The 14,666-nt window shown below is 72.9% G+C and carries 12 protein-coding genes; 6 read left to right on the top strand and 6 right to left on the bottom strand.

What is annotated here, in order from left to right; translation table 11 throughout:
- Positions 1 to 23: 23 nt before the first annotated feature.
- Positions 24 to 980 carry an ABC transporter substrate-binding protein gene (locus tag LNW73_RS10275; RefSeq protein WP_250977655.1) on the bottom strand — a complete coding sequence of 319 codons (957 nt, stop codon included), beginning with the start codon at positions 978 to 980 and terminating at the stop codon, positions 24 to 26.
- 505 nt (positions 981 to 1,485) lie between these two features.
- Between LNW73_RS10275 and LNW73_RS10270 the strand changes: the two genes are divergently transcribed.
- Positions 1,486 to 2,682, top strand: coding sequence for an NAD(P)-dependent malic enzyme (locus LNW73_RS10270; RefSeq protein WP_250989723.1), 1,197 nt, complete (start codon positions 1,486 to 1,488; stop codon positions 2,680 to 2,682).
- A 79-nt stretch (positions 2,683 to 2,761) separates the two neighbouring features.
- Here LNW73_RS10270 and LNW73_RS10265 read toward each other — a convergent pair whose 3' ends face one another.
- Positions 2,762 to 3,505, bottom strand: coding sequence for a hypothetical protein (locus LNW73_RS10265; RefSeq protein WP_250989722.1), 744 nt, complete (start codon positions 3,503 to 3,505; stop codon positions 2,762 to 2,764).
- On the bottom strand, positions 3,502 to 4,008 hold the full coding sequence (locus LNW73_RS10260) for a SigE family RNA polymerase sigma factor (protein WP_250977658.1): 507 nt from the start codon (positions 4,006 to 4,008) through the stop codon (positions 3,502 to 3,504). The genes LNW73_RS10265 and LNW73_RS10260 overlap by 4 nt, the downstream gene beginning before the upstream one ends.
- 182 nt (positions 4,009 to 4,190) lie before the next feature.
- Between LNW73_RS10260 and LNW73_RS10255 the strand changes: the two genes are divergently transcribed.
- Positions 4,191 to 5,156, top strand: coding sequence for a zinc-binding dehydrogenase (locus tag LNW73_RS10255; protein WP_250977659.1), 966 nt, complete (start codon positions 4,191 to 4,193; stop codon positions 5,154 to 5,156).
- 78 nt (positions 5,157 to 5,234) lie between these two features.
- On the opposite strand, the gene LNW73_RS10250 is transcribed toward LNW73_RS10255, so the two are convergent.
- The 3 genes from LNW73_RS10250 to LNW73_RS10240 all read right to left on the bottom strand — a co-directional run bounded on the left by LNW73_RS10250 (position 5,235) and on the right by LNW73_RS10240 (position 7,465).
- The gene (locus LNW73_RS10250; protein WP_250989721.1) at positions 5,235 to 6,227 is read right to left on the bottom strand and encodes a PadR family transcriptional regulator; all 993 of its coding nucleotides are present in this window, start codon (positions 6,225 to 6,227) and stop codon (positions 5,235 to 5,237) included.
- 1 nt (position 6,228) lies between these two features.
- Positions 6,229 to 7,110 (bottom strand): DUF4097 family beta strand repeat-containing protein, encoded by an 882-nt coding sequence (locus tag LNW73_RS10245; protein WP_250977661.1) that lies wholly within the window; start codon positions 7,108 to 7,110, stop codon positions 6,229 to 6,231.
- 169 nt (positions 7,111 to 7,279) lie between these two features.
- A complete protein-coding gene (locus LNW73_RS10240) occupies positions 7,280 to 7,465 on the bottom strand; it encodes a DUF6104 family protein (protein WP_250977662.1) in 186 nt (61 codons plus the stop codon).
- On the opposite strand from LNW73_RS10240, the gene LNW73_RS10235 reads away from it, so the two are divergent.
- The 4 genes from LNW73_RS10235 (at position 7,404) to fxsA (ending at position 14,593) form a co-directional block, all read left to right on the top strand.
- Positions 7,404 to 9,746: a VMAP-C domain-containing protein gene (locus tag LNW73_RS10235; RefSeq protein WP_308407654.1), complete on the top strand. Its 2,343-nt coding sequence runs from the start codon at positions 7,404 to 7,406 to the stop codon at positions 9,744 to 9,746. The two genes, LNW73_RS10240 and LNW73_RS10235, sit on opposite strands and share 62 nt — an antisense overlap.
- 100 nt (positions 9,747 to 9,846) lie before the next feature.
- Positions 9,847 to 10,896, top strand: coding sequence for an AAA family ATPase (locus LNW73_RS10230; protein ID WP_250989720.1), 1,050 nt, complete (start codon positions 9,847 to 9,849; stop codon positions 10,894 to 10,896).
- A gap of 4 nt (positions 10,897 to 10,900) precedes the next feature.
- Positions 10,901 to 14,302, top strand: coding sequence for an SAV_2336 N-terminal domain-related protein (locus tag LNW73_RS10225; protein ID WP_250989719.1), 3,402 nt, complete (start codon positions 10,901 to 10,903; stop codon positions 14,300 to 14,302).
- Between the two features lie 99 nt (positions 14,303 to 14,401).
- The gene (gene fxsA / locus LNW73_RS10220; RefSeq protein WP_250977666.1) at positions 14,402 to 14,593 is read left to right on the top strand and encodes an FxSxx-COOH cyclophane-containing RiPP peptide; all 192 of its coding nucleotides are present in this window, start codon (positions 14,402 to 14,404) and stop codon (positions 14,591 to 14,593) included.
- The last annotated feature ends 73 nt before the right edge of the window (positions 14,594 to 14,666 follow it).

Here is a 14,666-nt window from a genome sequence, read left to right as displayed (position 1 = left end):
GCCCTTCAGTGGAGCGCGTGGGGTCAGGAGCCGCCGTTGATCGCGGCCTTGGTGATCGCGCCGTCGCCGGCGCCCCACTTGTCGAGGGCTGCCTTGTAGCTGCCGTCGGCGATGATCGCGTCCATCGCCAGCTTGATCGCGTCGCGCAGCTGCGTGTTGCTCTTGTCCACGGCGATGCCGAACGGCCCGGCGTCGGACTTGTTGGCCACGGACTCGAAGTCGTTGCCGCCGCCCGCGGTCTTGGCGATGTACGCCGCGACCGGGGAGTCGTTCAGGTCGGCGACCGCTCCGCCGGCCTTGACGCGGGTCTGGGCCTCGGCGTCGGTCGGGAAGGACTCGATGGACAGCGCGGCCTTGCCGCCCGTCGTGCATTTCTTCGAGAGGTCCTTGGCGGCCGCCTCGAAGGTCGTACCGCGCTGGACGGCGAGCTTCTTGCCGCACAGGTCGTCGACGGAGGTGATGTGCTCCGGGTTGCCCTTCTTGACCAGGATGCCGGTGCTCGCGGTGAAGTAGTCGACGAAGTCGACGCCCTTACCGGTCTTCTGCCCCTTGTCGTCGAGGCCCTCCTGGCGGGCCTTGGTGTCGCTGACCGAGGACATGACGACGCCGTAGCGGCCGGTCTGCATCGCGGCGAGGAGACCGTCGAAGGTGCCGCTGGTGAACTTGAACGTCACGCCGAGCTGCTTGCCGAGCGCGGCGGCGATGTCGGGGTCGACACCGACGATGGTGCCGCTCTGCTTCAGCTCCATCGGGGCGTACGTGGCGTCCGTGCCGACCTCGATGACACCGGCGTCCTGGAATTTCTTGGGGAGCTTGTTGAAGAGCGGAGCACTGTTCGACTTCGTCGAGGTGTCGGTGCCGCTGTCCTTCTTGGTCTGGTCGCCACAGCCGCTGAGCAGCAGGGTGCCCGCGACCGCGATCGCGCCGACCGCTGTGATCCGAGATGTGGCGGCCGAGCGACGGGTGGTGCGTGCGGTCATTGCTGGTTCCTCCTGCGGAATGTGGGCGGAGTGGGGAAGACGGTGGGTGGGGAACCCTTATTCGAGTGTCGCCACCCGGTGTGATGTGCGCATCTTGCCATCCGGACAGACCCAGTCAGTGGTCCAGTTGTGTCAAAATCGGATAACGGGCGATCCCCGGGCTCTCACCGGGCCGGCACACCAAGGCCGGACCACGGTGGGGCCACGCCGACCAGTCGCACACAGTATCCGCGGTTTCTCCCCTATTCGGGCTTTTTGCCGCGCTGTATGCCGTTATTTCCGATTCGCTCCCTGCTGGCGGAGCCGAATGGACTCGTCAGCGGAATCGGTCTTCCGGTAGAACGGATCCTTACCCCTCATCCCGGGGCCCATGGCATGCGTGCGGCATGCCTGGCGCCGGTGCCTTCAGGACCACTCAAGTGCCTGGGTGTACCGATGCCGAGCCCGCCTATCTCCATTTCTGGAGGTAGTACCCTCGAAACCAAATCAGACAAAGGGGTCAATTGTGGCAGCGGAGATCGTCAATCCTCGGACCGATACGGACACGTTCCCCATCGATCCGGTCTTCGCCCTGCACCGTGGCGGAAAGATGGAGGTGGCCGCGACCGTGCCGGTGCGCGATGCGGACGATCTGTCCCTCGCCTACACGCCGGGTGTCGCGAAGGTGTGCACGGCCATTGCCGAGCAGCCCGATCTGGTGAACGACTACACCTGGAAGTCCAACGTCGTGGCCGTGGTCACGGACGGCACCGCGGTGCTCGGACTCGGTGACATCGGCCCGGAAGCCTCCCTGCCGGTGATGGAGGGCAAGGCCATCCTCTTCAAGCAGTTCGGCGGGGTCAACGCGGTCCCCATCGCGCTGGCCTGCACGGACGTGGACGAGATCGTCGAAACCGTGGTGCGGATGGCGCCGTCCTTCGGCGGCGTCAACCTGGAGGACATCTCCGCCCCCCGCTGCTTCGAGATCGAGCGGAAGCTGCAGGAGCGCCTCGACATCCCGGTCTTCCACGACGACCAGCACGGCACCGCCGTCGTGACGCTCGCCGCGCTGCGCAACGCCGCCAAGCTCACCAACCGGTCGCTGGGCCAGCTGCGCGCGGTGATCTCGGGCGCGGGAGCGGCCGGGGTCGCGATCGCCAAGATCCTCGTCGAGGCGGGAATCGGCGATGTCGCCGTCACCGACCGCAAGGGGATCGTGCACGGCGGCCGTGACGACCTGAACTCCGTCAAGCGCGAGCTGGCCTCGTACACCAATAAGGCTGGTCTTTCCGGTTCGCTGGAGACCGCCCTGGACGGGGCCGACGTCTTCATCGGCGTGTCCGGCGGAACCGTGCGCGAGGAGGCGGTGGCCACCATGGCCAAGGGCGCCTTCATCTTCGCCATGGCCAACCCGACGCCGGAGATCCACCCGGACGTCGCGCACAAGTACGCGGCCGTCGTCGCCACCGGGCGCAGCGACTTCCCGAACCAGATCAACAACGTCCTGGCGTTCCCCGGCATCTTCGCCGGCGCCCTCCAGGTGCGCGCCTCGCGCATCACCGAGGGCATGAAGATCGCCGCTGCCGAGGCGCTGGCCGCCGTCGTCGCCGACGAGCTCAGCGCCGACTGCGTCATCCCGTCGCCCTTCGACGAGCGGGTCGCCCCGGCGGTCACCGCCGCGGTCGCCGCCGCCGCCCGCGCGGAGGGCGTCGCCCGCCGCTGACCGCCCTCCGGGCGGGTTGTCGCAGGACAGGAATGACGGCGGGCCGGCACCCATGGGTGCCGGCCCGCCGTCGCCGGTGTCAGGACCCGGACAGCGGTACGAGCAGCTCCGGGCGCAGCGCGAGATCGCGGAGCTGCGCCATCGTCAGCGGCGGCTCGGCCATCCAGGCGGGGTCGGAGCGCCGGCCGGAGAGCGAGTCACCGGCGTTGACCTGGATGAACATCGAACGGCCGTCGGGAAGGTTCAGGCCGGCGCAGTATCCCGCGACGCTCTTCGTGCCGTCGTCGTACATCTGAATGCCGGACACGATGCGCCAGGTCCACAGCGTGCGGCCGCCGCTCAGTGCCAGCTTCCCGCAGTCCGCCGTCCAGGGCTTCGTGTCGAATTCGGCACAGACGTCGTGCGCCCCTGACCCGTCCGGGGCGAAATTGTGGATCGAGATCTCGCCGTACTTCCCGTCCTTGGCCACCAGATACATCCCGTCACCGATCGCGACGTCCTTGCCGCCGCCGGGCTTGCTGTTCAGTTCGATCCGGCCGACCTCCGGCGGGAGCAGCTCTCTGAGCAGCGCGGTCTGCGCCGGCCCGCTGTACCCGGCGGCGTTCTGCACCCGCCGAGCGTCCCCCGTGCCCGGCATCAGCAGCAGGGCGGCGGTCACCGCGCCGGCGAGGGCCAGTGCGGAAAGGGCGATCCGGGCCCGCCGGCGCCGCCGCCGTATGCTCCGGGCCCGGGCGAAGATCCGCTCGTTCGTACCGTCCGGCACGGGGACGACACCGTCGACGGCCCGCCGCAACAGCTCCCTGACCGCTTGCTCCTGGTTCATACCCGCTCCTCCCGCATCTCGGCGCGCAGCGCCGCCATCCCGCGTGCCGTATGGCTCTTGACGGTGTTCTCGCGCATGCCGAGCGCCTCGGCGGTGGCCTCGACGCTCAGGTCCTCCCAGTACCGCAGGACGAGCACGGCGCGCTGCCGCGGCGTGAGCCGGGCGAGCGCGACGCGGACGGCCACTCCGGTGTCGGTATCGGTCTCCGGGCCCGTCCGCTCGGGGAGTTCGCCGTAGGGCTGCTCGCGGTGCCAGAAGCGGCGGCGGGAGGCGATGAAGGTGTTGACGAGGGTCTTGCGGGCGTACGCCTCGACGTTGTCCAGGCGCTCCAGCCGGCGCCAGCCGAGGATGACCTTCACCAGGGTGGTCTGGACGAGGTCGTCGGCCTCGTCGTTGTCGCCGCACAGCAGGAACGCGCTCCGGAAGAGCGCGAACCGTCTGCCGGCGACGAACGCGTGCAACGCGTCGTCGTCGCCTCCGCCGGCGCTGCCGTCCTGCCGCATGTCGTCCCCTCCCCGTGCCGCGTGGGCGGATCGCCCGTCACTGTGTCAGTGCGCTGGGAGGCCCGGGAGGTTGCACCGAGGGCAGGGGGCGACGGGTCCGGGGTGACGGGACCAGGGTGACGTATGTCGCTTCGTGCGGCGGGGTCTTCACCGGATGTCGATCGCGCCGATAGTTTCTGGGCATGTTCGCTGCCTATGCCGCACGTATCGACCGTGACCAGCCGCTGAACGGCCTGGAGCTGGGGGAACGCCCCGAGCCGGAACGCCGGGAGGGGTGGACGACGGTCACGGTGCGGGCCGCGTCGCTCAACCACCATGACCTGTGGTCGCTGCGCGGGGTGGGACTCGGGCAGGAGCGGCTGCCGATGATCCTCGGCTGTGACGCGGCGGGTGTCGACGAGAACGGCAACGAGGTCGTCCTGCACTCCGTCATCGGCCAGTCCGGGCACGGCGTCGGTCCGGACGAGCCGCGCTCGATCCTCACCGAGCGGTACCAGGGGACGTTCGCCGAGCGGGTGTCGGTGCCGGCCTGGAACGTGCTGCCCAAGCCCGCCGAGCTCTCCTTCGAGGAGGCGGCCTGTCTGCCGACCGCGTGGCTGACCGCGTACCGGATGCTCTTCACCAACGCGGGCGTGCGGCCGGGCGACTCCGTCCTGGTGCAGGGCGCGGGCGGCGGGGTGGCGACGGCCGCGATCGTGCTGGCGAAGGCGGCCGGGCTGCGGGTGTTCGCGACGAGCCGGGACAAGGCCAAGCGCGAGCGCGCGGTGGAGCTGGGCGCGGAGGCGGCCTTCGAGCCGGGCGCGCGGCTGCCGCGGCGGGTCGACGCGGTGATCGAGACGGTGGGCGCCGCCACCTGGTCGCATTCGGTGAAGTCGCTCAGGCCCGGCGGCACGCTGGTGATCTCGGGCGCCACGAGCGGCTCGAACCCGCCGGCCGCCGAACTCACCCGGATCTTCTTCCTGGAGCTGAAGGTCGTCGGCTCGACGATGGGCACCAAGGACGAGCTGGAGGATCTGCTCAGCTTCTGCGCGGCCACCGGCGTCCGGCCGGTGATCGACTCGGTACTGCCGCTCGAACGGGCCCGCGAGGGCTTCGAGAAGATGGCGGGCGGAGAGCTGTTCGGAAAGATCGTGCTGACGACGGGCTGACGACGGGCTGACGACGGCAGACGACGGGCCGACGGACGGCGGGCCCCAGCCGGTGGGCCCGCCGTCCGTGTCGCCGCGTCAGTCCTTGCGGCCGCGCAGCACGGCGCCGATCTGAGCCGCCGCCGTCGACAGATGGCGGCGGGTCTCGCGCAGCTGACCGGCGTCCACGCCCCGGTCGCGGGCCGCGTCACGGATGTCGTCGCGAAAACGGTCCAGGAGGCGTTCCAGCTCGCGGCCCGGGTCGGCGACGGCGTCCTCGGAGTCGTTCTCCCTGGCCCAGTCGGGCGCGTCCGCCGGGACCTCGGCCGAGGCGGCGCCCGCGTCAGCGGTGCTGCCCGTCGTGGCGTCCGGATCGGCCTTGAGGTAGCCGGGCCAGGCGGTGGAGATGTGGCCGGTGGCCCGGCCCAGCGCGCCCAGTTCGCGGTTGAGCTCGGCGAGGCCCTCCTTGAGGCCACCCTGCCAGTCGCCCTCGCGGACGTGGGACTGCACCTGCTCCTGGACCTGCTTGGCGATCCGCTGCACCTCGACCCGGGCGAAGTCCTGCGCCTCCTTGGCCTGGAGGCGGGCGTTGCGCGCGTCCTCCTTGGCCCGGCGGCTCTCCTCCTTGGCGCGGCGGGCCTGGTCCTTCCACTCCTGCTTCATGGCGCGGAAGTCGGTGCCGACACCGTTGCCCGCGGGGGAGTTGCGGGCCTCCTGCGCCGCGGCCCGGATCTCCCGGCGCAGATCACCGGCGGCGCCGCGGACGTCCTCGCGGATCTCGGCGGCCAGCGTCGAGACCGATTCGCGGATCTCGTTCTCCAGGTCGGCGATCTCGTCGGCCCTGGCGGCCAGTTCGGCGCGGCCGGCGTCGGAGATGGAGTACACCTTGCGGCCGCCCTCGGTGCTGTGGGTGACCAGGCCCTCCTTCTCCAGCTTGGCCAGCCGCGGGTAGACGGTGCCGGCGGAGGGCGCGTAGAGGCCGTGGAAACGCTCCTCCAGCAGCCGGATGACCTCGTAGCCGTGGCGCGGGGCCTCGTCCAGGAGCTTGAGGAGGTACAGCCGCAGGCGGCCGTGGGCGAAGACGGGAGCCATGTCAGATGTCCTTCCGGAGCGAGGGGGTCCCGTCGGTCGACGCACCGGCCGGCTCGTCGTCGACCGGTGGGCGGCGCAGCAGGGCGATGGCGCCGGAGACGGTGGTGGCCTTCAGATGGGCGCCGCCGGTGCCGACCCGTCCGGTGATGCGCTTGGCGCCCCACTGGCCGGTGACCCGCAGGTCCTCGAAGGCGCAGGACACGGCGCCGCTGGCGGTGTTGGCGTCGACCTCGGCGTTCGCGGGGTCCGGGATGCGGATGGCGATCTCGCCGGAGACGGTGTTCAGCCGGACGTCGGCGCCCGGGGGCGTCTCGACGGGGGCCAGGTCGAGCACCATGTTGCCGCTGACGGAGTCGGCCTTGATGCGGGCGCCGCTGCCCTCGACGACGGTCAGGTCGCCGGAGACGGTGTTGATGTGCAGGTCGCCGGAGACCGCCTGGGCCTCGACGTTGCCCGAGATGGTGTTGGCGCTGACCGCGCCGGCCACGCCGACCAGCGTGACGTCCCCGTTGACCCCGCGTACCTGGGTGGCTTCGGAGATGCCGGAGATCACCGCGCTGGCGCCGACCACGCCGACCTCGACGCGGGTGCGCTGCGGCACGGCGAGCGAGACGACCGCGTGCCGCTCCCAGCCCTTGCCGCCGAGCCACTTCAGGAAGCCCTTCCAGGGCAGGTCGTCGTAGCCGACGGTGAGGACGCCGCCCTTCAGGCTGACCAGCAGCGGCGGTCCGTCGAGCTCGCTGACCTCCAGCCGGGCCGGGCCCTCCTCGACGCCGACGACGTTCACCGCGCCGCCGACGATGCGCACGCGCACCGTGTCGACATGCGCGTCGAAGACGAGCTTCTGTGGTTCCGTCACGGTCCATTCCGACGTGCCGCTCATGTCGACCCTCCTCGGTGGTACGTCAGGCAACGCAACATATCGCGTCTCTTGGTAGACACGATATATCGCGTACTGGAGAAGTCAAGCGGCCTGTTCCGCGGTCTTGAGCCGTACGCGAGTCGTTCCCGAGCGGCGTCGGCGGGCGCCGGTGCGGCGCCCGCGCGGGCCGTCACTCGTCCTCGTCGTCCTCGTCGTCCAGCCGGGCCAGCCAGGTGGCCAGCCGCTCCACGGGGATCTCGAAGTCGGGATTGAGGTCGACGAACTCCCGCAGCCGGGAGGCGAGCCACTCGAAGGTGACCTCCTCCTCGCCGCGCCGGCTCTCCAGCTCCTCGATACCGCGATCGGTGAAGTACACGGGATGCTCCATAGCTCCAAGCAGGGGTCACCGGTGCGCACGGACACCGCGACACGGGGACGGTGGGACATTCCAGGCAAGGATAGGCAGCATTCCGACACTCCCTCGCGCGGGTCCTCGCAGGCCGCTAACCTTTCGTTACTGCTGGCCGAACGGGGGGTGGCGCGGCGTGACAGGGGGGTATGGGGGCGCACAGGACGCACAGGACGAGGACTCGGATCCCTTCGAGACCCTGGCGCCCCTGGTGAGAGCCGCCACCGTACGTGTTCATGCCCCTCCGTCCGGGTATGCCCCGGACGGGTCCGGCGGTCCGTCCGCCGGGGACGTCGCCGTCCGCCCATGGGGCAGCGGCTTCTTCGTCGCCCCCAACTGGGTGCTCACCTGCGCCCATGTGGCGCTCCGGGGCGAGGGAGGCGCGGTGGCTGACGGTGGGCGCGAGGTCGGCATCACCTTCGACGGACGCACGGTCCGCGGCCGCGTCGAGTGGGCCGAACCGACGGCGAATCCCGGACCGGGGTTATGGCCGGCCCCCGACCTGGCGCTGATCCGGCTGCTGGAACCGGTGCCGCACGCCTGCGTCTGGCTCACCGAGCGCACCTCGAAGGTCTTCACCCGCAAGGAAGTCGCCTTCTTCGGCTGCATGGAGGTGGACGGCGAGGTCGAGGACGTCAGCGGCCGGTGCACCATCCGCGGTGAGCTGGGCAGGGACGGCAAGCTCCGCCTCGGCAACGAGGACGAGATCCCGTCGGGCGCCTCCGGCGGCCCGGTCGTCGACCTCGCGCGCGGCGAGGTGATCGGCGTGCTCAAGGCCCGGCGCGGCGGGCAGGACGGCGGACTGGCCATATCCGTCGTGCAGTTGCGCGGGCTGCCACTGCCGCGGCGGCCGGTCGCCGCCGAGTCCGACGACCTCTTCCAGCGCGTGGTGCACGCCCACGACCGGCATCACGCCGACCGCCACCGGCGCGCCGACACCAACGTCACGACCTGGACCGACGCCCACAACCTGCTGGGCGCCACCCCCGGGCGCGCCCTCTCGCCCGGGATGCGCACCGAGCTGCTCGGGCTGCTCGCCGAACTCCCGCCGCCGGTCAGCACGTTGAGTCTGCTGGCGACCGTCAACGAACTGCGCGGCCAGCCCTGCGAGAACCTGCCGCTGGCGCCGCGCGGCTGGCGCGACGGGCTCGGGCTGCTCTACGAACTGCGGCGCGGCCAGAGCGAGTTGGAGACGGTGCTGCGCTACTGCGTCCACGCGGCGACGGCGGAGCGCCCGTACGAGGCGGCGCACGGCGCCGAGCGCCGGCTGTGGAACTGGGCGGCGGCCGTCGCCGCGAGCGAGCGGGACCTGTCGCGCGGCTTCCGCAACGAGCTGGGCCGCGAATGGCTCGCCCGGGTCAACGACCGCAGGACGGACCCCGGCCCGTCCGGTGTGCGGGTCCCGGGCGCCGGCGGTCCGCCCGCCCGTGAGGCGGTCTCGCACCCCTCGGTGCTGCTGGAGATCGACCGCCGGGGCTGGGAACGCGACAGCTACGACTGGCGGATCGCCATCGTGGACGCGGCGGGCGACGTCCGGCCGGTGGCTGAGGGCGCCGAAGGCACCCGCCTCGGCGAGCTGCCGGTGCGGCTGAGCGCCCCGCTCGCCGAGGCGTTCCGCCGCTGCGACGAGCCGGACCGCCGGGCGGTCCTTCAGGTGGCGGTGGTCAGAGCGCTGCTCGAACTGCCGGTGGAGACCTGGCGGATGCCGGCGGACGGGACGACGCTGGGGGAGCAGCGCCCGGTCGTGGTGCGCCGGGCCGACCCGGAGTACGACCCGGACGAGGTCGGCGAGGACGCGGCCCTGCGGCGGGCCCGCTGGAAGCGGGTGCAGGCCGGGCCGATGGAGCCGGTGGTGCTGGACTGCGACGCCGGGGAGCCGGCGCCGGTGCCCTCGGACGACGAACTGCGCTCCCGGGGCCTGTACTCGGTGCCCGCGCTGTGCCGGGCCTCGGACGCCGAGGACGGCCCCGCGAACCTGCGCCGGGTCACCAACGCCGGGTACGGCGTGGTCCTCTGGCGCCGCGAACGGGCCGAACGGGACCTGGTGTGCACCGATTTCCACCGGGGGGTGGAACACGCGGTGGCCGCCGCCGCGCAGGCGGACCGGCTGCCGGAGGCGGTGCGTAAGCTGCGTGCCGATCTCGCCCGCCGCGAGCCCGAGGCCTACATCTCCAAGGGACTGATCCTGCTGTACGACGACCCGACCCGCCCGCTGCCCGGCACCGATCAGCCGCTGGAGACGCCATGACCGGCCGAACACACCCCTTATGTTCCGCCCCCACTCCGTGGGACGGTCGATACGTGGTCTGCGCTCCTGCCATCGACGTACGAGCGACGAGGAGCATGTAGTGCCTGACATCAACGCGAGGCCCGACGGGACTGCCGGGACCGACGGCAACGAAGAGAACGAGTGGCTGATCTACCGGGGTGCCGGCGAGCCGCACGACGGGATCAGCGCGCTGCCCGATCCGCCGCCGTGGCGGGATTTCGACGGCGGCCCCCTCGTCGAGCCCGGCCCCGGCACGGACAGCGCCTCGACCCGCCGGCTCGGCGCGTACCGGCACATGGCGCAGCTGCACCGGCCGAGTCCCGAAGAGCTGGAGATCGTCAACGCCGCGCTGTACCTGCGCCGTCCGCTGCTGGTCACCGGCAGTCCCGGCACCGGCAAGAGCACGCTGGCGCACGCCGTCGCGTACGAGCTCGGCCTCGGCCGGGTGCTGCGCTGGCCCATCGTCAGCCGCACCACGCTGCAGGACGGCCTCTACCGCTACGACGCCATCGCGCGGCTCCAGGACACCCAGATCGCGGCGAGCGGCCGGGCCCAGACGCCCGGCGGCATCGGCAGCTACATCCGGCTCGGTCCGCTGGGCACGGCGCTGCTGCCGACGGCGCGGCCCCGCGTGCTGCTCGTGGACGAACTGGACAAGAGCGATATCGACCTCCCCAACGACCTGCTGAACGTGCTGGAGGAGGGCGAGTTCGCCATCCCCGAGCTCGAACGGCTCGCGGAGCGCGAACCGCGGGTCGAGGTGCTCACCGACGACAGCACGAAGGTGACGGTCGAGGACGGCCGGGTCGGCTGCCGGGCCTTCCCCTTCGTCGTGCTCACCAGCAACGGCGAGCGCGACTTCCCGGCGCCGCTGCTGCGGCGCTGCATCCACCTCGAACTGGGGCAGCCCGACCACAAGCGGCTGGCCACCGTGGTCCGGGCGCATCTGGGGACCGAGGCGGCCCGGATCGGCGACGATCTGATCACCCGCTTCCTGGAGCGCTCGCGCAGCGAACTCCTCGCCGCGGACCAGCTGTTGAACGCGATCTACCTCACGCACCACGCCGCGCCGCCGTCCCGCGACCGGCTCGCCGACATGCTCATCCAGCGCCTCGACCGGCCGAGGTGAGGGTGTGACAGCGCCTCCCCCCTCCCCGCCACCTGCGCCGGGGCCGCGCCGTGATCCGCTCGCGGAGATCATCGAGCGGCTGCGCGGGGCGGGACTCGATCCGGACCTGGGTGAACTGGCCGACGCCGTCTGGCTGGCGCGCTGGTCACAGCCCGCCGGGGCCGGCGCGGAGCCCGGCGAGTGGGCCGACGGCCCGCGCCCGGCGGGCCCGGCGACCGGGACGGCCGGCGGGGACACCGCGGACCGGCCGGCGGACCCGGCGGCCGACGCGGCGGACCGCGACGACGGTCCGGGAGCGGGAACCGGCCATCGCGGCGGCGGCCTGCCCGGCGGCAGCATCGCGCTGTATCCGGGGGAGCGGGACCGCACGGCCGGCGGCGGACGGGGCTCGCCGCTGCCGGGCGGCGCCATCTCCATCGGCGTGCCCGAGGCGCCCGCACTGCCGGGGCTGCTGGAACTGCAGCGGGCGCTGCGCCCGCTGCAGCGCTACCACAGCGCCGCACCGCCGATCCGCAGCGAGCTGGACGAGTCGGCGACGGCGGAGCGCAGCGCGCGGGCCGGCGGTCTGCTGATGCCGGTCTTCCGCAGCATTTCGCGGGGCGACGCCTCGCTGCAGCTGCTGATGGACGCCTCGTCGTCGATGTACGTGTGGGAACGCATGCTCGGCGAGTTCCAGCAGGTCTTCGGGCAGTTGGGCGCCTTCCGCGACGTCCATGTGCAGTATCTGCACCATACCCCGGACGGCGGCGCCGCGGTGAGCCGCCGCTTCGAACCCGGCGCCGCCGGGCTGCGCTCCGCGGACCAGCTCAACGACCCGACGGGACGTCAGGTGACGGTGCTCGTCAGCGACTGCGCCGGCCCGCTGTGGCGCAGCGGCGAGGCGCACCGGCTGCTGCACCGGCTGTCCCGGCACGCGCCCGTCGCCGTGCTGCAGCCGCTGCCGCAGCGGCTGTGGTCCCGTACCCGGCTGCCGACCTCGTACGGGCTGCTGATGCGTGGCCAGGGCCCAGGCCAGTCGGCCACGCTGCACTTCGAGGGGGAGGGCGCGCTGGAGCGTCCCGGCATGGTCCCGGTCCCGGTGCTGCCGCCGACCGCCGCCGCGCTGGGCGCGTGGGCGCGGCTGCTGTCGGGCACCGGTACGGGTCCGGTGCCGGCCGCGGTGGGCTGGGTGCGGGCCGACCAGCCGGCCGCGCCGCCGTCCCGGCCGCGCAGACCGCTGGCCCCGGCCGAGCTCGTCGCCCGGTTCCGGTCCGCCGCCTCCCCGGGCGCGGCCCAGCTCGCGGTGTACGTGGCCGCGGCCCCGCTCTATCTGCCGGTGATGCAGCTGGTGCAGCGCACGATGCTGCCCGACTCCGGACCCGCGGAGCTCTCCGAGGTGCTGCTCAGCGGGCTGCTCACCCGGGCCGGCTCGGGCGGCTCCGCCGGTCCCGGGACGGAGACCCCCCCGTACGGAACGGTGCTGGACACCCCCGCGTACGGCACCGTGATCGGCGAGGTGCCCGTGGCACGGCCGCCGGCGCAGTGGTACGCGTTCGCCGAGGGCGTCCAGGACGTCCTGCTGGGTCCGTTGGGGCGGGACGAGGCACTGCTGGTGCTCAAGCACTGCTCCGAGTACGTCGAGCAGCGCTTCGGGCTCGGCGGCCCCAACTTCCCGGCGCTGGCCATCGCCCAGCTGGCGGACGGCCGCGGCGGCGGAGCCGTGCCGGGCCGGATGCCGGCGCTGGACGGCGGTGCGGAGGACTCGGCCCGGCGGGCCGCGCAGCCCTTCGCCCAGGTGGCGGCGAAGGTGCTGGAACGCTTCATCCCGCTGACGGACGTGACCGAGCAGATCGGCGTCGAGGGCGGCGCCGGCGCTCCCCGTTCGGAGGCGGCGCTGGAACGGGCCAGGGTGCTCGTCGAGCGCTTCGAGTCCGACGGCATGGTGCAGAGCCTGCTGGACGCCGTACAGCTGCTCCGCCGGGCGGCGGCCGCCGGGCTGCCGACCGCGGCCGATCCCGAGCTCTGGAGCGAGCTGGCGCAGAACCTGCTGCGGCTGTGGCGGCTGCAGGGCGGAGCCGGTCTGCTGCGCGAGGCGCAGGAGGCCGCGGAGGTCGCCGTCGCCTCGCCCGGAGTGGTGCGGGCCCGCGCCGTGCTGGCCCGGGTGCTGCACGCGGCCGCCGCCGACCTGCGGGCGCTCGGCCAGCGGCAGGCCGCGCTGGAGCTGCTGCGGCGCGCCGACCGGGAGTTCACCGCGGCCGGTGCGGCCACCGACCTGGACCCTGAGGAGGCGCTGCGCACCACCCTGCAGCACGCGGAGGTGCTGGAGGAGCAGTGGCGGCTCAGCGGTGACACCGGGCCGCTGCAGGAGACCATCGGCATGCTGGAGGCGTTCTCCGACGGGCGCCCCTGGGGCGGCGGTAGCGAACCGCAGCCGGCCGGGCTGTCGCTGGCCCGCGGGCGGGCGCTGCTGATGCTGGCCGGGACCGCCGAGGACCCGGAACGGGCCCGCGTCTACGCCGGGCAGGCCGCCGAGTCCCTGGAGTACGCGTGCGCCGTCATGGCCGCCGGGCCGGGGCCGATGGAGGACCGGGTCAGGGCCCAGCTGCTGCTGACCGACGCGCTGCTGCTGACGGGCGACCGGCTCGAGCAGGCCGGCGCACTGGTGGCGCGGACGCTGGAGGACGTCAGGGAGCAGTCGCTCCGGGCCGAGGTCCTGGTCAGGTCGGCCCGGATGTGGGTGCACCGGTACGCGGCGGGCGGGCCGCCGTCGGATCTGGACGAGGCGGCCGACCGGTTCGAGGAGGCGGCCCCGCTGATGCTGCGGGACCGGCCCGAGTACGGCGAGTTGATGCAGGAGTGGGGCGGGGTCCTGCTGCGGCGGGCCGAACTGGACGGCGGTGCGGCCTTCGTCTCCCGGGCCATCCGGGTGCTGCGGGACTGCCGTATGCACTCTCCGGCGGGTCATCCCCGGCTCACCGAACGGCTGATGATGCTGGGGCGGGCGCTGCTGCTGCGCTACCGGACCCGGGAGGACATGGTCGACCTCCGGGAGGCGGAGCACATCTTCGGGCTGGCGGCCAGGAACGGCGGCGCGCCGCTGGTCCGGGCGCGCGCCTGGCTGGAACTGGGCGAGGTGCGGCACATCGGCGGGCCCGACCGGCTGGACCAGGCCGCCGACGCGTTCCGCCGGGCGGCCGAGACCGCCCGCGCGGCCGAGGAGCAGCTGGCCGACCCGTCCCCGGCGGTGCGGCTGACCGCCGAGGCGCACCACCGGCGCGGTGTGGTGTACGAGGCGGCACAACGGCCGCGGGCCGCGCGGGAGGCGTACCGGGCGGCCCTGGAGGAGTGGCGCAGACTCCCGGACGGCGGGGGCCGGGACGCCGAGTGGACGGCACAGCGGCTGGCCCGGATGGGCGGCGGAAGGTAGCGGCGGGGCGGCCCGGCGGCCCCGTCTGGTTTTGGGCACCCGGCGGGCGGGCATCCCAGATGGGCCCCCAACTGCGGGGAAAAATAAGGTGGTGTGACGATGCGTCAAGGAGAGAACGCGGAGCGTACGGACCTGCCGGACGGCGCGGCGGAGCTGCCGGATCCGCTGACGCTGGATCTGGAGTCGCTGCGGGAGGCCGACCATCCGGTACTGGCCGAAGTCCTGGAGGGACTGCGGACCCGGCTCGGTGAACCCACCGAGATCCTCTGGGGATTCAACAGCGCCTTCTGAGTTCGACAGCGCCTTCCGGCCTGCGGCCGCCCGCGCCGTCTCCGTGCCCCGCCCGGTTTCGGTCGGATCGCGG

It is taken from the genome of Streptomyces sp. RKAG337 (assembly GCF_023701715.1).
In the GTDB taxonomy this organism is placed as follows: domain Bacteria; phylum Actinomycetota; class Actinomycetes; order Streptomycetales; family Streptomycetaceae; genus Actinacidiphila.
The sequence above is the reverse complement of the archived record's forward strand: the minus strand, read 5'-3'. Positions and strand labels throughout refer to the sequence as shown.

Excerpts from the sequence above, each read along its gene's own strand:
- LNW73_RS10275 (WP_250977655.1), bottom strand. The coding sequence starts at position 980 with ATGACCGCACGCACCACCCGTCGCTCGGCCGCCACATCTCGGATCACA.
- LNW73_RS10260 (WP_250977658.1), bottom strand. The coding sequence starts at position 4,008 with ATGCGGCAGGACGGCAGCGCCGGCGGAGGCGACGACGACGCGTTGCAC.
- LNW73_RS10245 (WP_250977661.1), bottom strand. The coding sequence starts at position 7,110 with ATGAGCGGCACGTCGGAATGGACCGTGACGGAACCACAGAAGCTCGTC.
- LNW73_RS10255 (WP_250977659.1), top strand. The coding sequence starts at position 4,191 with ATGTTCGCTGCCTATGCCGCACGTATCGACCGTGACCAGCCGCTGAAC.
- fxsA (WP_250977666.1), top strand. The coding sequence starts at position 14,402 with ATGCGTCAAGGAGAGAACGCGGAGCGTACGGACCTGCCGGACGGCGCG.
- LNW73_RS10250 (WP_250989721.1), bottom strand. The coding sequence starts at position 6,227 with ATGGCTCCCGTCTTCGCCCACGGCCGCCTGCGGCTGTACCTCCTCAAG.
- LNW73_RS10265 (WP_250989722.1), bottom strand. The coding sequence starts at position 3,505 with ATGAACCAGGAGCAAGCGGTCAGGGAGCTGTTGCGGCGGGCCGTCGAC.